The organism is uncultured Tenacibaculum sp. (assembly GCF_947495995.1).
In the GTDB taxonomy this organism is placed as follows: Bacteria; Bacteroidota; Bacteroidia; order Flavobacteriales; family Flavobacteriaceae; genus Polaribacter.
In genome coordinates, this window is record NZ_CANMAX010000002.1 from 41,240 (window position 1) to 61,727 (window position 20,488).

Annotated in this window: 20 protein-coding genes, 1 other RNA gene and 1 riboswitch; of the genes, 10 read left to right on the forward strand and 11 right to left on the reverse strand. The window is 30.7% G+C overall.

Going from position 1 to position 20,488, the window contains the following annotated elements; all coding sequences use genetic code 11:
• Positions 1 to 70 precede the first annotated feature (70 nt).
• Genes Q1A15_RS05255 through Q1A15_RS05280 form a run of 6 tightly spaced genes read right to left on the reverse strand, consistent with a single transcriptional unit; the run spans position 71 to position 5,039 of the window.
• The gene (locus Q1A15_RS05255) at positions 71 to 712 is read right to left on the reverse strand and encodes a hypothetical protein (RefSeq protein WP_299619902.1); all 642 of its coding nucleotides are present in this window, start codon (positions 710 to 712) and stop codon (positions 71 to 73) included.
• Positions 705 to 1,244 carry an alpha-ribazole phosphatase gene (gene cobC / locus Q1A15_RS05260; RefSeq protein ID WP_299619905.1) on the reverse strand — a complete coding sequence of 180 codons (540 nt, stop codon included), beginning with the start codon at positions 1,242 to 1,244 and terminating at the stop codon, positions 705 to 707. The genes Q1A15_RS05255 and cobC overlap by 8 nt, the downstream gene beginning before the upstream one ends.
• Complete coding sequence (locus Q1A15_RS05265) at positions 1,229 to 1,993, reverse strand: adenosylcobinamide-GDP ribazoletransferase (protein ID WP_299619908.1); 765 nt, start codon at positions 1,991 to 1,993, stop codon at positions 1,229 to 1,231. Before Q1A15_RS05265 ends, cobC begins: the two co-directional genes overlap by 16 nt.
• A complete protein-coding gene (locus tag Q1A15_RS05270) occupies positions 1,990 to 3,477 on the reverse strand; it encodes a 2OG-Fe(II) oxygenase (protein ID WP_299619911.1) in 1,488 nt (495 codons plus the stop codon). Before Q1A15_RS05270 ends, Q1A15_RS05265 begins: the two co-directional genes overlap by 4 nt.
• Before the next feature lie 20 nt (positions 3,478 to 3,497).
• Entirely contained in the window at positions 3,498 to 4,529 is a 1,032-nt protein-coding gene (gene cobT / locus Q1A15_RS05275) for a nicotinate-nucleotide--dimethylbenzimidazole phosphoribosyltransferase (protein ID WP_299619914.1), read from the reverse strand.
• Positions 4,530 to 4,535: 6 nt separating this feature from the next.
• Positions 4,536 to 5,039, reverse strand: coding sequence for a bifunctional adenosylcobinamide kinase/adenosylcobinamide-phosphate guanylyltransferase (locus Q1A15_RS05280; RefSeq protein ID WP_299619917.1), 504 nt, complete (start codon positions 5,037 to 5,039; stop codon positions 4,536 to 4,538).
• A gap of 97 nt (positions 5,040 to 5,136) precedes the next feature.
• Between Q1A15_RS05280 and Q1A15_RS05285 the strand changes: the two genes are divergently transcribed.
• From Q1A15_RS05285 to Q1A15_RS05295, 3 genes are all read left to right on the forward strand, one after another.
• The gene (locus tag Q1A15_RS05285; RefSeq protein ID WP_299619920.1) at positions 5,137 to 6,075 is read left to right on the forward strand and encodes an ABC transporter substrate-binding protein; all 939 of its coding nucleotides are present in this window, start codon (positions 5,137 to 5,139) and stop codon (positions 6,073 to 6,075) included.
• Positions 6,076 to 6,084: 9 nt separating this feature from the next.
• Positions 6,085 to 6,280, forward strand: a riboswitch (cobalamin riboswitch).
• A gap of 36 nt (positions 6,281 to 6,316) precedes the next feature.
• On the forward strand, positions 6,317 to 8,194 hold the full coding sequence (locus Q1A15_RS05290) for a TonB-dependent receptor (protein ID WP_299619923.1): 1,878 nt from the start codon (positions 6,317 to 6,319) through the stop codon (positions 8,192 to 8,194).
• 2 nt (positions 8,195 to 8,196) lie between these two features.
• The gene (locus Q1A15_RS05295; RefSeq protein WP_299619926.1) at positions 8,197 to 9,258 is read left to right on the forward strand and encodes a DUF5074 domain-containing protein; all 1,062 of its coding nucleotides are present in this window, start codon (positions 8,197 to 8,199) and stop codon (positions 9,256 to 9,258) included.
• Positions 9,259 to 9,332: 74 nt separating this feature from the next.
• On the opposite strand, the gene Q1A15_RS05300 is transcribed toward Q1A15_RS05295, so the two are convergent.
• Both Q1A15_RS05300 and Q1A15_RS05305 read right to left on the reverse strand, forming a co-directional pair.
• Positions 9,333 to 9,845, reverse strand: a complete 513-nt coding sequence (locus Q1A15_RS05300; RefSeq protein ID WP_299619929.1) for a hypothetical protein — start codon at positions 9,843 to 9,845, stop codon at positions 9,333 to 9,335.
• An 8-nt stretch (positions 9,846 to 9,853) separates the two neighbouring features.
• Complete coding sequence (locus Q1A15_RS05305) at positions 9,854 to 11,125, reverse strand: amidohydrolase (RefSeq protein ID WP_299619932.1); 1,272 nt, start codon at positions 11,123 to 11,125, stop codon at positions 9,854 to 9,856.
• Positions 11,126 to 11,303: 178 nt separating this feature from the next.
• On the opposite strand from Q1A15_RS05305, the gene Q1A15_RS05310 reads away from it, so the two are divergent.
• The 3 genes from Q1A15_RS05310 to murA all read left to right on the forward strand — a co-directional run bounded on the left by Q1A15_RS05310 (position 11,304) and on the right by murA (position 15,702).
• The gene (locus Q1A15_RS05310; RefSeq protein ID WP_299619935.1) at positions 11,304 to 13,631 is read left to right on the forward strand and encodes a UvrD-helicase domain-containing protein; all 2,328 of its coding nucleotides are present in this window, start codon (positions 11,304 to 11,306) and stop codon (positions 13,629 to 13,631) included.
• Between the two features lie 127 nt (positions 13,632 to 13,758).
• Complete coding sequence (locus Q1A15_RS05315) at positions 13,759 to 14,391, forward strand: DUF4290 domain-containing protein (protein WP_299619938.1); 633 nt, start codon at positions 13,759 to 13,761, stop codon at positions 14,389 to 14,391.
• A complete protein-coding gene (gene murA / locus Q1A15_RS05320; protein WP_299619941.1) occupies positions 14,392 to 15,702 on the forward strand; it encodes a UDP-N-acetylglucosamine 1-carboxyvinyltransferase in 1,311 nt (436 codons plus the stop codon).
• A gap of 114 nt (positions 15,703 to 15,816) precedes the next feature.
• Here murA and Q1A15_RS05325 read toward each other — a convergent pair whose 3' ends face one another.
• Both Q1A15_RS05325 and Q1A15_RS05330 read right to left on the reverse strand, forming a co-directional pair.
• Positions 15,817 to 16,020: a hypothetical protein gene (locus Q1A15_RS05325; protein WP_299619944.1), complete on the reverse strand. Its 204-nt coding sequence runs from the start codon at positions 16,018 to 16,020 to the stop codon at positions 15,817 to 15,819.
• Between the two features lie 309 nt (positions 16,021 to 16,329).
• Entirely contained in the window at positions 16,330 to 16,521 is a 192-nt protein-coding gene (locus Q1A15_RS05330) for a hypothetical protein (protein ID WP_299619947.1), read from the reverse strand.
• 143 nt (positions 16,522 to 16,664) lie between these two features.
• Between Q1A15_RS05330 and Q1A15_RS05335 the strand changes: the two genes are divergently transcribed.
• Complete coding sequence (locus Q1A15_RS05335) at positions 16,665 to 17,423, forward strand: heat-shock protein Hsp90 (RefSeq protein ID WP_299619950.1); 759 nt, start codon at positions 16,665 to 16,667, stop codon at positions 17,421 to 17,423.
• 77 nt (positions 17,424 to 17,500) lie between these two features.
• On the opposite strand, the gene Q1A15_RS05340 is transcribed toward Q1A15_RS05335, so the two are convergent.
• Complete coding sequence (locus tag Q1A15_RS05340) at positions 17,501 to 18,019, reverse strand: hypothetical protein (protein ID WP_299619953.1); 519 nt, start codon at positions 18,017 to 18,019, stop codon at positions 17,501 to 17,503.
• Positions 18,020 to 18,176: 157 nt separating this feature from the next.
• On the opposite strand from Q1A15_RS05340, the gene Q1A15_RS05345 reads away from it, so the two are divergent.
• The 3 genes from Q1A15_RS05345 (at position 18,177) to rnpB (ending at position 20,455) form a co-directional block, all read left to right on the forward strand.
• The gene (locus tag Q1A15_RS05345; RefSeq protein WP_299619956.1) at positions 18,177 to 18,761 is read left to right on the forward strand and encodes a nucleotide exchange factor GrpE; all 585 of its coding nucleotides are present in this window, start codon (positions 18,177 to 18,179) and stop codon (positions 18,759 to 18,761) included.
• A gap of 92 nt (positions 18,762 to 18,853) precedes the next feature.
• Positions 18,854 to 19,978 (forward strand): molecular chaperone DnaJ, encoded by a 1,125-nt coding sequence (gene dnaJ, locus Q1A15_RS05350; protein ID WP_299619959.1) that lies wholly within the window; start codon positions 18,854 to 18,856, stop codon positions 19,976 to 19,978.
• Positions 19,979 to 20,138: 160 nt separating this feature from the next.
• Positions 20,139 to 20,455, forward strand: an RNA gene (gene rnpB / locus Q1A15_RS05355) — RNase P RNA component class A.
• Positions 20,456 to 20,488: the final 33 nt, after the last annotated feature.

Here is a 20,488-nt window from a genome sequence, read left to right on the forward strand (position 1 = left end):
GAAAGTGTTTTTTTAGATAAAATTCAGTCACAATTAATTATAAACGTTGTTGCACTTAATGTTAATGATTTTACCTTTCTAGTTTATCAATACTTTCTAGTTTATTTAAAATTAGAGATAACTCTTTTAGATTCCATTTAGATAATACTTTTAAACTCTCTTTTTCTTTGTATAAATCTTTAATGAATCCTTCATAGGTTAAAGTTATCTTTTTGTTCTTTGTTATTTTCTTATTCAATAATTCTTTCTTGTAGTATACAATTTGTTTATCAATAACATCCACTCGATTCTCTTCAATTATTTTCTCAATTAATTGAAATTGTCTTTTGATTACCTCTTTTAAACTAACAGCTTGAACTTCACAACCACTTTGATAAGAAACTTTCATAGGATACGATGAATAGAACTCATATAACCAAATAACTTTATCAATGTCTTTTCGATTAACTAGTGACCTTAAAGAGTAAAATCTGAGAGAATTACTTCCATTTTTTGCAAAATGAAATAGCTCTTCATTTGTTGCTATTGAATCAATTTTTCTATAATCAGAATAGATTATACTTGGTCTTCCAGAAACACCAACATGACTACTTTCTGCATAATGAATAGTTTCTAACTTTTTTGATAACTCAGATACTTGACTAGAGACTTGAGATAGAATACTTCCGATTGAGATAAAAAATAACGATATGAAGACAGCTTTTTTAATCATTGAGTTTATCGGTTGATATTTTTAAGATTTGACCATAAGTCAATTTCAATTCAAAAGTTTTATCTAACGGAATATTATTGTAGTGTGCCCAAATACAACGCATAACTCCAGCATGAGTTACAATAACAATATTTTTAGTGTTTAATTTTTCTATTTCTTGTAAGAAATTCACGACACGATTATTTAAGTCGATGTACGATTCTCCATTAGTTACAGGAACTTCAACAAAATTTTCCATCCAAGGATTAATCTCTTCAGCTGGAATATCATCCCATTTTTTTAATTCCCAATCACCAAAATCTAATTCTTTCAATCTATTATCGAAAGTAATATTTGTGCTAATTTTTTCAGCTAGTTTTTTACAACGCTGTAACGGACTAGCATATATATGGTCAAAATCAATTGATTTTAATTCTTTCAATATGGGTTGTAATTCTTCGGAAAAAGTAGCAGTAACATCAATGTCTACTTGTCCGTAACAAATTCCTTTTTCTATGTTTGGAGTTGTATGTCGTACTATAATAATTTCCATATGGCAATTAAAGAAATGTAAAAAACAACTTCAGTAACTTGCTGTAAAGCACCCGCGCAATCACCAGTTTGACCACCAATCCATTTTTTAAAGAAATTCCCCATATATAAATAAGCAACTAACAAAGGGAAAATGCTAATAAATACAATTGGTTTTTGAAAAAAGAATAATGGTAGTACACCAAAAATAGCAGAGATGACTAGTGATATTGTACTCATTTGTTTTGTAGTTGGTTTTACTTTAGAGCTATCAAAATCTCTTACATATTCGTGAGTATAGAGTAAAATAGTTGCTATAAAACGACTGATTGCATGACCAGAAATTAAAACTAATGGAATATTAATTTGACTCGAAAGTTCTTTTAAACTCAAGAATTTTAAACTTAAAATACTGAGTAAACCAATAACTCCGAAAGTTCCTAAGCGAGAATCTTTCATTATGGTAAGAATCTTTTCTTTAGTCCATCCACCACCAAATCCATCACAACTATCAGCAAAACCATCTTCATGAAAAGCACCTGTAATCCAAATAGAACTTACCATACTTAAAACCAGAGAAATTTCAGTGGAGAAAATAAAAGAACTTGCGTAATACACAGCAGCAGCAATACTACCAACTACAATTCCAACCAATGAAAAATAGCGACTACTTTTATTTAAAGCTTCAGAAGAATGATCTACCCATTTCGGACAAGGAATTCTTGTAAAGAATAATACAGCAGTTAAAAAATAATGGATTTGTTTTTTCATGAAATAGTATCTTGGATAGGAAGCTGAAATTGATGTATTTCTCCTTCATATGAAACAGAAATAATTTTATCATCTAAAACTTCTAAATCTTGAACAAAGTTTTTATGGTCATAAGATTGAACTGTTTTCAATGTTGCTAAGTTATGAATCTTTAAAAAATTATCTTCACTAGCAGTAAGTAAATAACTCTTATGTATTTTAATTCTTCTAATTATTCCAGAATGGATCTTTTCTTTATATAATTCAGAGATAATTAGCTTTTTGTAATCGAATTGAAGTTTAATAAGGTAGCCATTAAAAGTTCCAACGTAAATAATATTTTCTTTAATGGTTAATGAGTTTAAAGGCTCAAGATATTTCCATTCAGAAATTAATTTGAAACTATCACAAGACCAAACTTTTAAAGAGCCAGTTTCACTAATAGTAATAAAAAAAGATTCATCTATAATCTTAATATCCCAAATCCATTCTTTATGAGCTTTTAATGATTTTATTAATTTTCCATTTACGTCGATTTGATTAACGATTCCTTCTGCATCTGCAGAAAAGAAAGAACTATCATCAATTTTGCACAGTGAAAGTATTGTAGACTTATGATGTTTTATTTTATTAAATAATTCAAAAGAATCATTTTGATGAAGTTTCAAAATATTTATAGTTGCATCTCTAGATGCACTTACAATTGTATTTTTATTTAAGACTATTACTTTAAGAATAGAGTTTTTGTGTTCAGCAATTTCTGTTCTCTTTTCACCTTTATTAGACCAAACTTTTATTTTTTTATCTCTTCCAGAAGTGATTAAATTATCATTGAACTTCGTGATGTTCCATATATAGCCTAAATGTCCTTCAGAAAAAGGAATTTCTTTTCTTGTAATCGAGGAGTTTATCTTTTGGTATATAATATCACTTCTTAAAACATATTTAATACCATCAAGAACTATTTCACCAGAATGCCAAAGATTGTGGTCGAAAATTATTAGATCGCCTTTTTCAGGAGTATATTTTTTAAATGGATGAATTGAATTTTTAGTATCAAAAAATAGAGTTTTACCTCCAGAGAAATCTTCTTTACCATTTAAATAGATCATGAATGTTAACTTAGATTGCATGTCATCAGAAATGTAATGAACGCCGTCTAGATGTTTATTGAAGTATTGATTTGGTAAATACCTACATACTCTTATTCTTGAATTTAAAGCCTTTAAAATCCATTCACCAGATTCTTTTTTACTAATTCCTGAATATTTGATGTTATTTGGAATGTAATTTTTTATTTCATTAAATAATGATGTAGAATATGTTTCATCATCAATAACTTGTCTTTCATTATTTCTATAAGAAGTAGGGTAGTGAGTTATAGCTTTTTTAAAGTTAGATTTAGTAGTATTTATGATTTTATCACAAAAGCTAGTATCGAAAGCAGATTTAATTAATAAACAATATTCTTGTCTATTTGGTAAAAGGTTAATTACTTTTTTCATAGTCTCTTATACTATTCTTTTTACTCTGCTTCAGAAACATTAGCACTTTCGAACGTTGCCATTTCATTTAAAAAGTTTACTGCCGATTTAATTATAGGATAGGCAACTGCAACACCAGAACCTTCACCTAATCGCATTCCTAAATTAAGAATTGGTTTTACGTTTAAGTAAGACAACATTTTTTCATGGCCTTGTTCTCCTGACGTATGAGAAAAAATACAATAATCTAAAACATTTTTATCTATAGCTTGAGCAGCAAGTAGGGCAGAAGTAACAATAAATCCGTCAATTAAAATTGTCATTTGTAATCGAACTGCTTCCAACATTGCACCACATAACATAACAATTTCAAATCCACCAAAACTAGTTAAAACATCAATCGGGTTGTGAATATTGTTTTTATGTAAATCAAATACAGCTCTTAAAATTTCACCTTTAGTATTTACACCATTATCATCTAAACCAGTTCCTTTTCCAACGCACTTTTCAATTGGTGTGTTAGTAAAATAACTCATTAATAAAGATGCCGCCGAAGTATTTCCAATTCCCATTTCACCAAAACCAACAATATTTGTTCCTTGGTTATGTAGTTTTTGAATTACTTTTTTACCAGCCTTTAAAGCAGCTTTACATTGATTTTCAGACATTGCTTTTCCTTCAGAATAATCTGAAGTTCCATTAGCAATTTTATGATTTAAAAGTTTTTCGCTGTACTCAAAAGTTCCATTTACACCAGCATCAACAATGTATAAGTCAATATTATTTTGTTTACAAAATACATTAATTGCTGCTCCACCTTGGGTGAAGTTTAAAACCATTTGTTGCGTAACTTCTTGTGGATACGGACTTACAGGTTTGTTTTTTACAATTCCATGATCACCAGCAAAAACTACAACTGCAGGATTGTTTAGTTCTGGAGTTAATGTATTTTGAATCTGACTAATTTGTAATGCGATTTTTTCTAAAACACCTAACGAACCAATAGGTTTAGTCTTAAAATCTATTTTCTTCTGTATATCGTTAATTAACGTAGTAGAGATTGGTGTAATCATCTAGTTTTATTTTAAAGTTAAAGGTAAGCCAGAGACCATAAAAGTTGCGGTATCAGATTTTTTTGCAATAAACTGATTTACCCAACCTTGTAATTCAGTAAACTGTCTTCCAGATTTAGTTTGCGCGTGTAATCCCATTCCTATTTCATTTGAAATAATAATAATAGTAGCATCAATTTCTAAAAGTTTTAGAATTTCTTCTTTAGCAAGTTGTAAACAAAGTTCAACATTACTATCGGTATCCATAAAAAAGTTTGTTAACCATAAAGTCACACAATCTATTACCACAGTACTTTTAGCAGGAATTACAGTACTTATATTTTTTTCTTCTTCAATGGTAGTCCAACGTTCGTCTCTTTCAGAAATATGACGTTGTACACGATTTCTAAAATTATCATCCCATATTCTAGAAGTTGCTAAATAATAAGGATTATCAGACAAAGATTCAGCAAGTTGTTGTGCGTAACTACTTTTACCAGATCGTTCTCCTCCTGAGATATAATGCATCATAATCAAAGAAAATTTGAAAACAAAGATTATAAAGATTTTTTAGAAAAAGAAAATATAATTTATTACTCCGTATTTTTGTGCTGTTAAAATGAATAGTATGAAAGTATCGTCGTTTATGCCTGCAGTAACCCAAATGATCTATGATATGGGGTTGCAAGAATACTTAGAAGGAATAACATTCGAATGTCCTGCGGTGGCTTTAGAAGAGAAAAAAGTTGTGGTAAAATATAAGTTAGAAGGACAAACGCTTACTAGTGAAGAAATCAATACGATTTTTTCGAAAACCAAAGCTGAAGGAGGAACTTTATATTATGTAGATGAACCAGTTTTAGAAAGTATTGCTCCTGATTTAATTTTTACCCAAGATGTATGTGATGTTTGTCAAATCGATACTGAATCTGTAGCAAAATCAGCTTATAAATTACCAAAGATTCCTGAGTTAATTTCAATTACACCAAATTCTTTAGAAGATGTTTTTGATAGTGCTTTAACTGTAGCTAAAGCTATGGGAAAAGAAGAAGTAGGAATTAATTATATTCAAAAATTACGAGATCGTATTGCGGCTGTAGTTGATGTTCAACGTGAAAATAAAATCCAATCTAAAAGTATTATGTTATTAGAATGGATTGAACCTTTATTTAACTGCGGACATTGGATTCCTCATCAAATCGGTTATGCTGGTGGAATCGATTTATTGTCACATCCTTCAGGAGATAGTATAGTAATTTCTTGGGATAAAATAGTAAAATATGATCCAGAAGTTCTAATTATTGCGCCTTGTGGTTATGGAATAGAAAGAACTCTAGAAGACATGGAGTTTTTAACAAATAAAGCTGGTTGGAACGAATTACGAGCTGTGAAAAATAAGAATGTTTACATCGCAAATTTTGCCATGTTTACACAATCTTCTGCAGGAACTTTAGTAGACGGAATTGAATGTTTAGCCGCTATGATTCACCCAGAATACTACTCAGTTTCAGAAGATTTAAACGTTAAATTCGCAAATTATCACGATTTATTAGTGACTAATTTATAATTAAACAATACATTTGCCGAAAATTTTGGTTTTTCTTCAACTTTCAATTGGAGAAAATTAAAAGGGAATTCGGTGTAAAACCGAAGCTGTTCCCGCAACTGTAAGCTATAAAGCTTGTAACTAATTACTTTTTAACCACTGCGAAAGCGGGAAGGTAAGTTACAAGACGCAAGCCAGGAGACCTGCCAAATTTTTATTTGATAACAAACCTTCGGGATAAAGGTTTTTACAGGGGTATATAATGAAGCAAGTTTTATTTTTGGTTATTTGTTTTTGTAGCATCTTTTTAAAAGTTAATGCACAAAAAGATACGATACAGAATCGTTTGAACGAAGTTGTAGTTCAGGCGAATAAGAGACTTTTAATGAATTCTAAATCGTTAAAGGTTGTCAATTTGAATGATTCTATTATTACAAATAATTTAGAATCGTTTACTTCTTTATTACGTTTTAATACTGCAATTTATTTACGCGAGCATGGAGTAGGAGGAACAAGTTCTGCAAGTTTTAGAGGAACCAGTGCTTCAAATACAGCTGTGATGTGGAATGGGATTAATATTAATTCTATTAACAACGGACAAACGGGATTCAATTCTTTAACGGTAGGATTGTATGATGAATTAAATGTAAGAAGTGGTGGTGGAAGTATAGAATATGGTTCTGGAGCAATTGGAGGAACCGTTCATTTAAACGATGTATTAAAATTCAGAGAAAATAAAGAGTTTACAAATCAAATTGTAAGTGCTGTAGGAAGTTTTAGTACTATAAATAGTTTGTATAAATTGAAATATGGTTCAGAAAAATATACAGCTAACTTCGGAATTTCTTATAACAGGTCAGATAATGATTATCCGTTTTTGAACTCAGATTTCAGAAATTCAAATGGTGATTATGAGAACTATGCGATCAATTTTTCTAATGCATATCGATTTTCTGATGAATTAGTATTACAGTTTTTCACAACATATTATTTTGGTGATAGATTACTTTCGGGTGAATTACCTAATCCAACTTCAGCAGATGATAAGTATCAAGATATAAATCAGAGGAATTTACTGTCTCTTGAGTTTAAACGTAATAATTTCAGATTAAATACTCGAGTTGGTTATCTGTTTCAGAAGTATAAATATTTTGATGATAAAGATTCTGATGTTTTTAACTTCGGAAGTTCTAACCGTTTATATACAGATATTACTGCCGATTATACTTTTCAAAAGCTTAATGCTACGGTAACATCGAATACAAGATTTGAAAGTGTAAACGGAAGAACTGATCAAATTACAGAAAGAAATAGACAAGAATTTTCGCAATCATTAATCCTTAATCATAAAGTAAAGAGTTCTTTTTCTTATGATATTAAGGTAAGAAAAGATTATAATTCAGATTTTGATGTGCCTTTGAGTTATGCTTTTGGTTTTAAGTTAACTCCTTACAAAGGTTTCTTTTTTAGAGCGAATACATCAAGAAACTACAGAGTTCCTACATACAACGATTTATTTTGGCCAGGTCAAGGTAATTTAAATTTAATTCCTGAAAACTCATTACAAGGTGAATTTGGAATTGGCTTTAAATCGAATCAATTATTTGTTGATGTAGCATATTTCAATATTAATTCAAAAGATAAAATTATTTGGACGCCAAATGGTGATCCGAATCGACCAGGAATTTGGACGCCAATTAATCTAGATGAAACAACAAATCAAGGAATTGAATTTGCTGCAAATTACAAGCGTTTGTTTTTTGATAATATTCAAACAGATCTTTCTGTAAACTATACCTATGTAGATGCAATTAACGAAGCTACGAAAACAGCGATTCCATTTGTTCCTAAACATGTTGCAAATACTAATGTTAGAATGAATTATAATCGTTTTTCGATATTCTATCAGTTCTTATTTAACGGTAAAACATACACTACTCAGAGTAATAGAGAAGACTTTGTTGTTGATGAGTTTTTTATATCAAATATCGGAGGGAGCTACAACATTTTAAAAAGAGAAAAACAAAACTTAAGTATTGGTTTTAAAGTCAATAATATTTTGAATGAAGATTACACTATTATTCGAGCTAGACCAATGCCAGGTATTAACTATAATTTCAACGTAAACTATAAATTTTAAAAATGAAAAAAATCAATTTTATATTCAAAACACTATTCTTTGCTAGTATTTTAGTATTAGTATCATGTAGTGATGATACTGAGCAGCAAGAACCAAGAGGTGATTATGAAAATGGAATATTAATTTCAGGAGAAGGAGCTAGTGCAGCAGCTGGAGGAACTATTTCTTTTATTTCTAACGATTATACTACGGTAGAAAGTAAAATATACAATAAAGTAAATGGTACTGATCTTAGTGTTTTTTTACAGTCAATGACATTAGAAGGAGATAATGCATATATAGTTGTTGATAATCAAAATACAATTTCGGTAGTAAATAGATATACTTTTCAAGAATTAGGAAAAATAACAGAGGAGTTATCAAAGCCTAGATATATTGCTGTAATAGGTAATAGAGGTTATGTAACAAACTGGGGCGATACGAGTGACGAAACAGATGATTTTATTGCAGTTGTTGATGTAACTACTTTTGAGTTTATTGAAAAGATTGCTGTAGGAAATGGACCAGAAAGAATTGTTGAGAAAGACGGAAAATTATTTGTGAGTCATAAAGGAGGTTTTACAACTAACAATATTATTTCTGTAATAGATATTAATACTAAAAACGTGTCTACAATTGAGGTGAAATCTAAACCAGATGAAATGGAATTTAGTTCTAATGGAGATTTAATTGTACTTTCTGGAGGTAATGAGCCTTGGACAGGAAATGAGACAAAAGCTGCTATTGCAACTATAAATACCAACTCTTTACAAGTTACTTCTGAGTTAGTGTTTGCAGATGGTGTTCACCCATCTCTTATGACATTAAACAATAATAGTATTTATTATTCAGTAGGTAATGATGTTTATAACGTTTCTATTGGAGCTACTAATGCTGCAACTACTACTTTATTAACTGCAGTAGATGGTTTCTTTTACGGTATGGCAGTAAAAAATGGAAAATTATATGCGTTAGATGCTAGCTTCTCTGATATAAGTAAAGTAAATATTTTCGATTTATCATCTAACGAGAAAACGAATACTTTCGATGCACCATTAGGAGCTTCAAAAATATATTTTAACTAAGAAATACTTCTGTAGATAGAAGTCCTTTTTTTCTAAAAAGGAAAAGGTTACCTAATTTTAGGTAACCTTTTTATTTAAATCAACTTCTTTACTTGTTGTTTTATAATAGCTATTGCAGTTTCTGTTGGACTTTCGATTTGAGAATAATCGATAAGTAGATTTTCTCTTAATTCTTTTGCAGTTTCACAATTTTCTGCTGTGTTACGAATCTTATTTGTTATTGCTAATTTAGAGCCTACAACTGCTTTCCAAGCATCATCATGAACATAAATTTGTTGTACCATGTTATGTTCATATTCTTGTTCTATATTTCCTAAAAGCAAATGAACATAACTATTAACGTCATCGCCAATAGGGTTTACTCTTGTTAATAATTTAGGCGGACTTAAACGTTCACAGAAAAGTAATAATCGTTCGTAAGCTTGAAGTTTCATTGGTAAGCTTTCACGCTTTTTAGAAATTAAAGCTTCTAACTTTTTTTCATTTTCATCTCTTTGTAAAAAAGCACTAAACATAAAATAAGCAACACCACCTGCTACTAATGCTGGTAATGCATATGCTAGTCCTTCAATTAATTTGTCTTCCATGTATTCAGTTAATTATTTAAAAAATCTAAAGCTAATTGAGTCATTGTTTTTACTCCTAAAAGCATTCCACTCTCATCAATTATAAAATCAGGAGTATGATGTGGATAAGGATTATCATTACCTATTGTTTTTCCTCCTAAGAAAAAATAAAAGCCTGGTATTTCTTTTTGAAAAAAAGAAAAGTCTTCGGCTCCGGTAATTGCTTTAATAAGTTTCACATTATTTTTTCCTGCCACATTCTGTAAAGTAGGTAAAGCTTGTTTAGTAAGTTCAATATTGTTGAATGTTATAGGATATCCTTTTTCAATTTCTATTGATGCTTCAGCTCGATAAGCTTTAGCAATAGCTGGAACCATTTCTTTCATACGATTGTTAATTTGTTTTTGCATTCCATAATCTAACGTACGAATAGTACCGATCATTTCAGCAGACTCAGGAATAATATTACTTCTCACACCAGAATCTATTTTTCCAACAGTTATTACGGCTCCTTCATTAGTTAAATCTGCTTCTCTACTTATTATCGTTTGCAATCCATCTATTATTTTTGCTGAAATCATTATAGGATCAATACTAGTCCAAGGCCTCGATCCGTGTGATTGCTTTCCTTTAACTTTAATTTTAAAACTTTGTGATGCAGCCATGATTCCTCCAGGTTTATAACTAATGTTACCTACATCAAGTCCAGAAGAAATGTGTAATCCAAAAATAGCATCAACATCAGGATTTTTAAGAACACCTTCTTTAACCATAAGTTCAGCACCACCTTCTTCTCCTTCAGGGGCTCCTTCTTCAGCAGGTTGGAAAATAAATTTTACTGTTCCTTTAATTTGATCTCTATGTTTTGAAAGAATTTCAGCAACACCCATAAGAATAGCAGTATGTGTATCATGACCACAAGCATGCATTACACCAACATCTTTTCCTAAATAGTTAGATTTAACTGTAGATTTGAACGGTAAATCATTACGTTCAACTACTGGTAAAGCGTCTATATCTGCACGTAGAGCAACTACTTTTCCAGGTTGATTTCCTTTTAAAATTCCTATAACTCCGGTTTTAGCTACATTTTCTTTTGTTTCTATACCAAGACTTTTTAAATGTTTGGCGATAGTTTTTGCAGTGTTAAATTCTCTGTTAGAAAGTTCAGGGTTTTCATGAAAATGTCTTCTCCATTGAATTACCTTATCTTCAATTGCTTTAAAGTCTTCAGTAAAATCTTGAGAGAAAATTGTAAACGATATACTAAAGAAAATAAAACTTAATATTGTTTTTTTCATATTGAAATTTGAGTTTGAAAAGTCTCCGAATAGATAAATCCGCTAGCGTAAATATACAATTATATATTTTTTATAAACTCTAAATAATTGTGAATAAATTTGAGAAACTCTACTAGAAAAAGAAGAAATAATGGTTTAATTTAGCACTTAATTACTTACAACCTATTATACAATTTCATTGAATAATTATTTAGAACAACTTAACGAACCTCAAAGGGCTGCAGTTTTGCAGAAAGATGGACCAATGATTATTATTGCTGGAGCAGGTTCAGGAAAAACAAGAGTGTTAACCTACAGGATTGCTTATTTAATGCAGCAAGGAGTAGATCCTTTTAATATTTTATCATTAACCTTTACAAACAAGGCAGCTCGTGAAATGAAAGAGAGGATTGGTAAGGTTGTAGGTAACAGTCAAGCCAAGAGTTTATGGATGGGAACATTTCACTCTGTTTTTGCAAGAATTTTAAGAGCAGAAGCAGATAAGTTAGGATATCCATCAAACTTTACAATTTATGATGCACAAGATGCTGTTCGCTTAATTACGACGATTATTAAGGAAATGAATCTTGATAAAGATCGTTACAAACCAAAACAGATCTTAAGTAGAATATCTTCATTTAAAAATAGTTTAATAACTGTTAGAGCCTACTTTAATAATTCTGATTTGCAAGAAGCAGATTTAATGGCAAGCAGACCAAAAGTTGGAGATATTTATAAAGAATATGTAGATCGTTGCTTTAAATCTGGAGCAATGGATTTCGATGATTTATTATTAAGAACGAACGAATTATTAGCGCGTTTCCCAGATGTTTTAGCTAGATATCAAGATCGTTTTAGATATATACTGGTAGATGAGTACCAAGATACCAACCATTCTCAGTATTTAATTGTTCGTGCTTTAGCTGATCGTTTTCAGAATATTTGTGTGGTAGGAGACGATTCTCAGAGTATTTATGCTTTCCGTGGTGCAAATATTCAGAATATCTTAAATTTCCAGAAAGATTATCCAGATGTAAAAACATTCAAGTTAGAACAGAATTATCGTTCAACAAGTAATATTGTTAATGCTGCAAATTCTGTAATCGCTAAAAATAAAACACGTTTAGATAAAGAAGTTTGGACAGCCAACGAGTCTGGTGGATATATAAAAGTAATGCGTACCATTTCTGATGGAGAAGAAGGAAGGTTTGTAGCGCAATCGATTTTCGATAATAAAATGAATAACCAGTTAACAAATAACGAGTTTGCCATTTTATATAGAACAAACGCACAGTCGAGAGCTATGGAAGACGCGTTACGTAAAAAAGATATTAAATATAAAATTTACGGTGGAATTTCATTCTATCAGAGAAAAGAGATTAAAGATTTACTATCATATTTACGTTTGTTAATTAATCCTAACGATGAAGAAGCGTTAAAACGTGTGATCAATTATCCTGCTAGAGGAATTGGTCAAACAACTGTAGATAAGCTTGCAATCGCTGCAAATCATTATAAAAAATCAATTTTCGAGGTTATTTTAAATATGTCTTCTGTAGATTTAAAAATAAATGCAGGAACAAAAACTAAGCTTGAAAATTTTGCAAATATGATTCAGCGTTTTCAAATTGAATCGCAAACTAAAAATGCTTTTGAAGTGGCAGATTTAGTGGTAAAGAAAACGCAGTTAGTAAAAGATTTACAAAAAGACGGAACACCAGAAGGGATTAGTAAAGTAGAAAACGTTCAAGAATTATTAAACGGTATTAAAGATTTTATTACAGATAAAATCGAAGCAGGCGAAGATGCTTCATTACCAATTTTCTTAGAAGATGTTGCCTTAGCTACCGATTTTGATAGTGATAAAAAAGATGAAACTCCTCGTGTATCGTTAATGACAATTCACTTGGCTAAAGGATTAGAGTTTCCATACGTTTATATTGTTGGTATGGAAGAAAACTTATTTCCTTCAGCAATGAGTATGAACACTCGATCTGAATTAGAAGAAGAAAGACGATTATTCTATGTAGCTTTAACAAGAGCAGAAAAACAGGCGTATTTAACATATGCTCAGACAAGATATCGTTGGGGAAAACTGACAGATGGAGAACCAAGTCGCTTCTTAGAAGAGATAGATGATAAATTCTTAGAATATATTACACCAAAGCTTCCAGAACCAAGAGCAAATAGATTTATTGACGCTGATTTATTTGGAGATGCTCCAAAGAAAATACGTTTTCAAAAACCTATTCAGAAAAAGCGAAAAGAGTTCATGGATAAGAAATCAGGGGACTTAGCTCCTAAGAAAGGAAAAATGAAAAAAGTTTCTGAAGTTTCTAGTACAAAAGCGAATCTATTTGATGGAGATATTACTGTGGGTAATATTGTTGAACATAATAGATTTGGAAAAGGTGAAGTTGTTGGTTTAGAAGGAAAAGGACCGAATAAAAAAGCAGAAATTCAATTTGCTACTGCTGGAAAGAAAAAATTATTATTACAATATGCAAAGCTAAAAGTAATAGGGTAAATAATGAATCGTTAATCTACAATAATCAAATGTTGATCGTATTTGCACATCACATATTGATTACTGTTTTAACATAGTTATTAAATCATAATTAATCCTTACTTTGCACTAAATATTTAAACAAGAAATGACGTTTGATCTAGAATATAACTCAGGAAGAACTAAGCTAATTATACCAGAATATGGTCGACATATTCAAAAACTGGTAGATCATTGTATTAGTCTTCCAACTAAAGAAGAGAGAAATACAATGGCGAAAGCTATTATAGATGTAATGGGGAATTTACAACCTCATTTACGTGATGTTCCTGATTTTAAACATAAACTATGGGATCAATTACACATCATGGCAGATTTTAAGCTTGATGTTGATTCTCCATATGAAAAGCCTTCTCAAGAAGAATTACAAGGGAAGCCTCAGTCAATGCCTTATCCGAAGTCAGCTTCAAAATATAGATTTTACGGAACTAACATCCAAACTATGATCGATGTTGCGTTAACTTGGGATGATGGTGAGATGAAAGAAGCATTAGTATATACGATTGCTAATCATATGAAAAAATGTTACCTAAACTGGAATAAAGATAATGTTGATGATGAGGTGATCTTTGATCATTTATATGAACTTTCAGATGGTAAAATCGATTATAGAGGTAAAGAAGATGAGTTAGCAGAAGTAAAAATATTATTGAAACAACGTAGTTCTCAAGGGAAAAAGAAATCAACTCACAATAAAAATTCTAAAAACAGAAAAAAATAAATGGCATCTTTTAAAATAGAAGGAGGACATCAATTAAAAGGTACGATTACACCTCAAGGAGCAAAAAATGAAGCTTTACAAGTAATCTGTGCAGTTTTATTAACTGCTGAAAAAGTAGTAATCAATAATATTCCAGATATCATCGATGTAAATAAATTAATATTTATTCTTGGTGAATTAGGAGTTAAAATAGAAAAGTTATCATCTAACTCATATAGTTTTCAGTCAGATGAAATTAATTTAGAATATCTAGAAAGCGCAGAATTTAAAAGAGACGGAAGCTCATTAAGAGGTTCTATTATGATTGTAGGTCCTTTATTAGCTCGCTTCGGAAAAGGATATATTCCACGCCCAGGAGGAGATAAAATCGGAAGACGTCGTTTAGATACTCACTTCGAAGGTTTTATTAATCTTGGAGCAAAATTCCGTTATAACAGAGAAGAATATTTCTATGGTGTAGAAACAGATACTGGATTAGTTGGTACTGATATGCTTTTAGATGAAGCTTCTGTAACAGGAACTGCAAATATCGTTATGGCTGCAGTTTTAGCTAAAGGAACGACTACGATTTACAATGCTGCTTGTGAACCATATTTACAACAACTTTGTAAGATGTTGAATAGTATGGGAGCTAAAATTACAGGTGTTGGCTCTAATCTTTTAACTATTGAAGGAGTTGAAGAATTAGGAGGATGTGAACATCGCATTTTACCTGATATGATTGAGATTGGAAGTTGGGTTGGAATGGCTGCTATGACAAAATCTGAACTTACAATTAAAGATGTAAGTTGGAAAGATTTAGGTCAAATTCCTAATGTCTTCAGAAAGTTAGGAATCAAGTTAGAAAGAAGAGACGACGATATTTATATTCCTGCCCAAGAAAGTTACGAAATACAAAATTACATAGATGGTTCTGTATTAACTGTTGCAGATGCACCTTGGCCAGGTTTTACTCCAGATTTATTAAGTATAGTTTTAGTTGTAGCTACTCAAGCCAAAGGAACTGTATTAATACATCAAAAAATGTTTGAAAGCAGATTATTCTTTGTGGATAAGCTAATTGATATGGGAGCAAAGGTAATTTTATGTGATCCACATAGAGCAACAGTTATTGGTCATGATCGCCAATCACAATTAAAAGCTACGAAAATGACTTCTCCAGATATTAGAGCTGGAATCTCATTATTAATAGCTGCTCTTTCTGCTAAAGGAACTAGTATTATTCATAATATTGAGCAAATTGATAGAGGTTACGAGCGTATTGTAGAACGTTTACAATCTATCGGAGCTAAAATTGAAAGAATTGAATAAAATCAACTTTTAGTTTATTAAAATATATCAAGCAGTTACTAAGTAACTGCTTTTTTTAGGCATAAAAAAAGACATCTTATTAAAGATGTCTTTCTCGTAAAATGAAAGAATATTTTACATTGTTTCTTCACAAGTATAAACGGCTGGACAAGCAATATACTTCTGGCAATATAAAGGACCAGTAACTCTAGCTGCACAATCGCATCCACATTTACTTAAGTCTACATCTTTACCGAAAGAGATTCCACCGTTAACTTCTTTTTGTTGTGCTTTACTTAAAGTACTAGCACCTTGAATACTTAAAAAACTTTTTTTCATTATTCCTGAGGACTTTTAAAAAATTAATAATTTGATTAAATGTGTGCTAAAATTATTTAAATTTTATATCTAAATGAAATAATATTTGTTAAAATTGTAATTTAATTTATTGTTTTTAATAATAAATTAAAACTATTTGGTTTTAATGAAATGTTTTTAAAATTGTTTATGATAATTATTGAAATATTGAGAATAATTGTAAATGAAGTATATGGAACTTGAAATAAGTTCAAATGTTTTGAATAGTTGCAAATTGATAATAGTCTTTAAAAGCTATTATCAATTTGTTTATTGTAAATAAAATAAAGTTTAACTCGATTCATTACAAGTATATACTTGTGGGCAAGCAATTACTTGTTCGCAGAATTTCGGACCAGTAACACCACCAGCACAATCACATCCGCAATATTTAGAATCAATAAGAAGAATTCCTCCTGTTAATGTTTTTTGATCTTTTTTGGTAAGCACAGAGACACCATTGACATTCAATAAGTTTTTCATAGTAAAGGTTAAAAGGTTAATTATGTTCCTAATTTAGATAAAATAAAAATGAAGTAGAATATATTTTATGTTAAAAAGTAAGGATTTAACTTTTTACCGACCTAAAGAATTAAATCAAATAAAACAATACAATCTAACTCATTATGAAAAAAGCTATTTTAAGTTTATTACTTGTTGCATCGTTTTCTACAGTTTTGGCACAAAATACTGCTGAACAATTTACATCTAGTATAGAAAAGGCACATCAAAAGGAAAGTTTCTCTGCCAAGAAATATATCTCTTATACAATAGATATAAAATTTGGTGGAAAAGATTATATGAAAGGATTAATCACGCAAGAAACAGGTGGCGGAAAAATTAAAATTGAAAAACCAGATGGAACCACTATTATTTTTGATGGTACTAATGTTTATGGAAAAGGAGTTCCAGCGAAAGCAAAAGGTGGTGCAAGGTTTGATATTTTTACATGGTCTTACTTTTTAGGTTTACCTTATAAATTAAACGATTCAGGAACGATTTGGTCAGATTTTGTTCCAAATAAATGGGGTAAAGAAAAGCTAAATACAGGTAAATTAGCATTTGAATCTGGAACCGGTGATGCACCAGATGATTGGTATGTAGTTTATAAAACAGATAAAAACACTTTAGCTGGAGCTGCTTATATAGTTAGTTTTGGTAAAGGAAAAGAAGCAGCAGAAAAAGAGCCTCATGCAATAAAATATAACAACTATACTACTGTTCAAGGAATTCCTTTTGCTACAAATTGGACATTTCATATGTGGAGTTTAAAAGATGGATATACCACTCAAATAGGAGAAGTAAATTTGTCTGATATCAAATTTTTAGAGGAAGCTAATTTTTCAATTCCAGAGGGATGCGAAATAATCAATGCTCCTAAATAAGATTTAATGTATAGTGTATATAAAACAAAAAACTACCGTGAAAACGGTAGTTTTTTTATTTTGAAAAACTAAAAAGTTTATTTCTTTTCTTCTGTGCTAGCTTCCTCTTCAGTTTCTTTCTTCGCGTCTTCAGTCACCATTTTTGCATCTTCAACTTTAACTTGTTCGTGGTCTTTAACCATTTTGTTATGCTCGTCTAACATTTCTTGGTGTTGCTTCTTTAAATCTTCGTGATCTTTAACCATTTGTTCTAAAGAAATTTCACCAGTTAAATGTTTTTCTTCTAAAGCTTTGTGCTCTGCGATTAATTTTTTATGCTTCTCAACTAAAGAAGTATGAGAACCTAAAATAGCTGCATGATTTTTTTCATTAACCACATGAAGAGAATCGTTTTCTAAATCTTTGTGTGAAGCAACCATAGCACTATGATCATCATTCATAGTTGCATGTTTTTTCTCTATTTCTTCATGAGTTTTCATCATTACTTCATGCTCTGCAACTAAAGCTTTATGCTCTGGACTTTCAGCAGGGTTTTTCTTACAAGAAATAGCAACTAATGCTAAAGAAACTAAGATTGATTTTGATAATAATTTCATAATTGGGTGTTTTGGGATTATTTAATTTGCAATATAACGATTAAAAAGAGAAAATAATATTTCGAATATTAACAAAATGTCATAATGACATTTTTTACAGTGTTGGCAGTATTCTTGCTTGTAGTTAGCAAACTAAAAATTAAAGAAGCGATTTACAATGAGTAAAGATCAATATACTAAGGAAGATGAATTAAATGATGAAATCAAAGGAGCTGAATTTGATGCAAAGCAGAAAGAATCTGAGGCTTTATCTGTAGAAAATGATAAGGAAAATGTAAAAGAAGAAGAAAATAAATCTACTTCTGAAGAGCTTTTACAGGCAGAGAAAGATAAGTATTTACGTTTGTTTGCAGAGTTTGAAAACTATAAAAAACGTACAACCAGAGAAAGAATTGAGCTTTTCAAAACTGCAAGTCAGGAATTAATGACAGTTTTACTGCCAATTTTGGATGATTTTGAAAGAGCACTTGCACATATAGAAGAAGATAAAGAAGCAGAAGAGTTAAGAAAAGGTGTATTATTAATTTATCAGAAATTATTAAAAACACTAGAACAGAAAGGATTATCAGCAATTGAAGTAAATCAAGGAGATGTTTTCGATGCAGATACTCATGAAGCAATTACACAAATACCAGCACCGTCAGATGATTTAAAAGGAAAAATTATCGATTGTGTTGAAAAAGGATATAAACTAGGAGATAAAATTATTCGTCACCCTAAAGTTGTAGTAGGACAAGCGTAAGCGATTATCAGTAATATTGAACATTAGTCAAATATTTTAAATATTGATGGTTCAGTAGTAAATGTTAATTGTTTATTGATAATTGAAAAAACATGGCAAAGCAAGATTATTACGAAATACTAGGAGTAGCAAAATCTGCTACACAAGCAGAGATAAAGAAAGCATATCGTAAGATGGCTATTAAATACCATCCAGATAAAAATCCAGATAACAAAGAAGCTGAAGAGAAATTCAAACTTTGTGCAGAAGCTTATGAAATTTTAAGTGATGAGCAAAAGAAAGCTCGTTACGATCAGTTTGGTCATGCTGCATTTGAAGGTGGAGCCGGTGGTTTCGGCGGAGGCGGAATGAATATGGATGATATCTTTAGTCAGTTCGGAGATATTTTCGGAGGTGCCTTTGGTGGTGGTTTCGGAGGCTTCGGAGGCGGAGGCCGTGGAAGAGCTAGAGTTAAAGGAGGAAATCTTCGTATTCGTGTAAAACTTACTTTAGAAGAAATAGCTAACGGAGTAGAGAAGAAGGTAAAAGTTCGTAGAAAAGTACAAGCCGAAGGTGTAACTTATAAAACATGTAGTACATGTAATGGTACCGGGCAAATTATGCGTGTTACTAATACGATTTTAGGTAGAATGCAAACTGCAACTACTTGTACTACTTGTCAAGGAGCTGGAGAAATGATTGATAAACGACCAAATGATGCAGATGCGCAGGGAATGGTTGTTAAAGAAGAAACAGTTACTATTAATATTCCTGAAGGAGTAACAGAAGGAGTACAATTAAAAGTTGGAGGTAAAGGAAACGAAGCTCCAGGTAAAAATTCTATTCCAGGTGATTTATTAGTGTTAATTGAAGAAGTAGAGCACGAAACAATTAAAAGAGAAGGAAGTAACTTACATTACGATTTATATATTAATTTTTCTGAAGCAGTTTTAGGAACATCTAAAGAAATAGAAACTGTAACTGGTAAGGTTAAAATTAAAGTTGATGCAGGTACTCAATCTGGAAAAATATTAAGACTTAAAGGTAAAGGATTACCAAGTATAGAAAGATACGGAACAGGAGACTTTTTAATTCATATTAATGTGTGGACGCCACAAGAATTAACAAAAGAACAACGTAAGTTCTTTGAGTCTATGTTAGTAGATGATAACTTTTCACCAAATCCTCAAAAAACAGATAAGTCATTTTTTGATAGGGTGAAAGATATGTTTTCATAAAAAGAATAATTTTTTTTACTTTTTTTTGTGGGAAGTTAAAAAAAGTTATATATTTGTAGTGTCTAGAAGACGTTCTAGATACTTTTTCTTTTTCATAGCAATTTTCCCACTCAATCTTTGAGTGGGTTTTTTTATGAAAGCTATCAAGTAAAAAATTAAATTAGCAGACCAGCCTTATCGCTAGGAATTTATTTTCTTAGAGGAAAGTCCGGACACCAAAGAGTAAGCATAGCGGATAACATCCGTCCAGTGAAAGCTGAGGACAAGTGCAACAGAAAGAATGTACAGGTAATGCTGTAGTGAAATCAGGTAAACTCTATGCGGTGCAATGCCACGTATATTAGAGCTCGAGTGTTACTCGCACGATTCTAAGGGGTAGGCAGATAGATTTTTGCAGTAATGCTCTAACTAGATAAATGATAAGGGCTTTTTTGTATTAAAAAGTTACAGAATCCGGCTTATTGGTCTGCTTTTTCTTCTAAATTATTTTTTAATATCTCAAAATCTCAT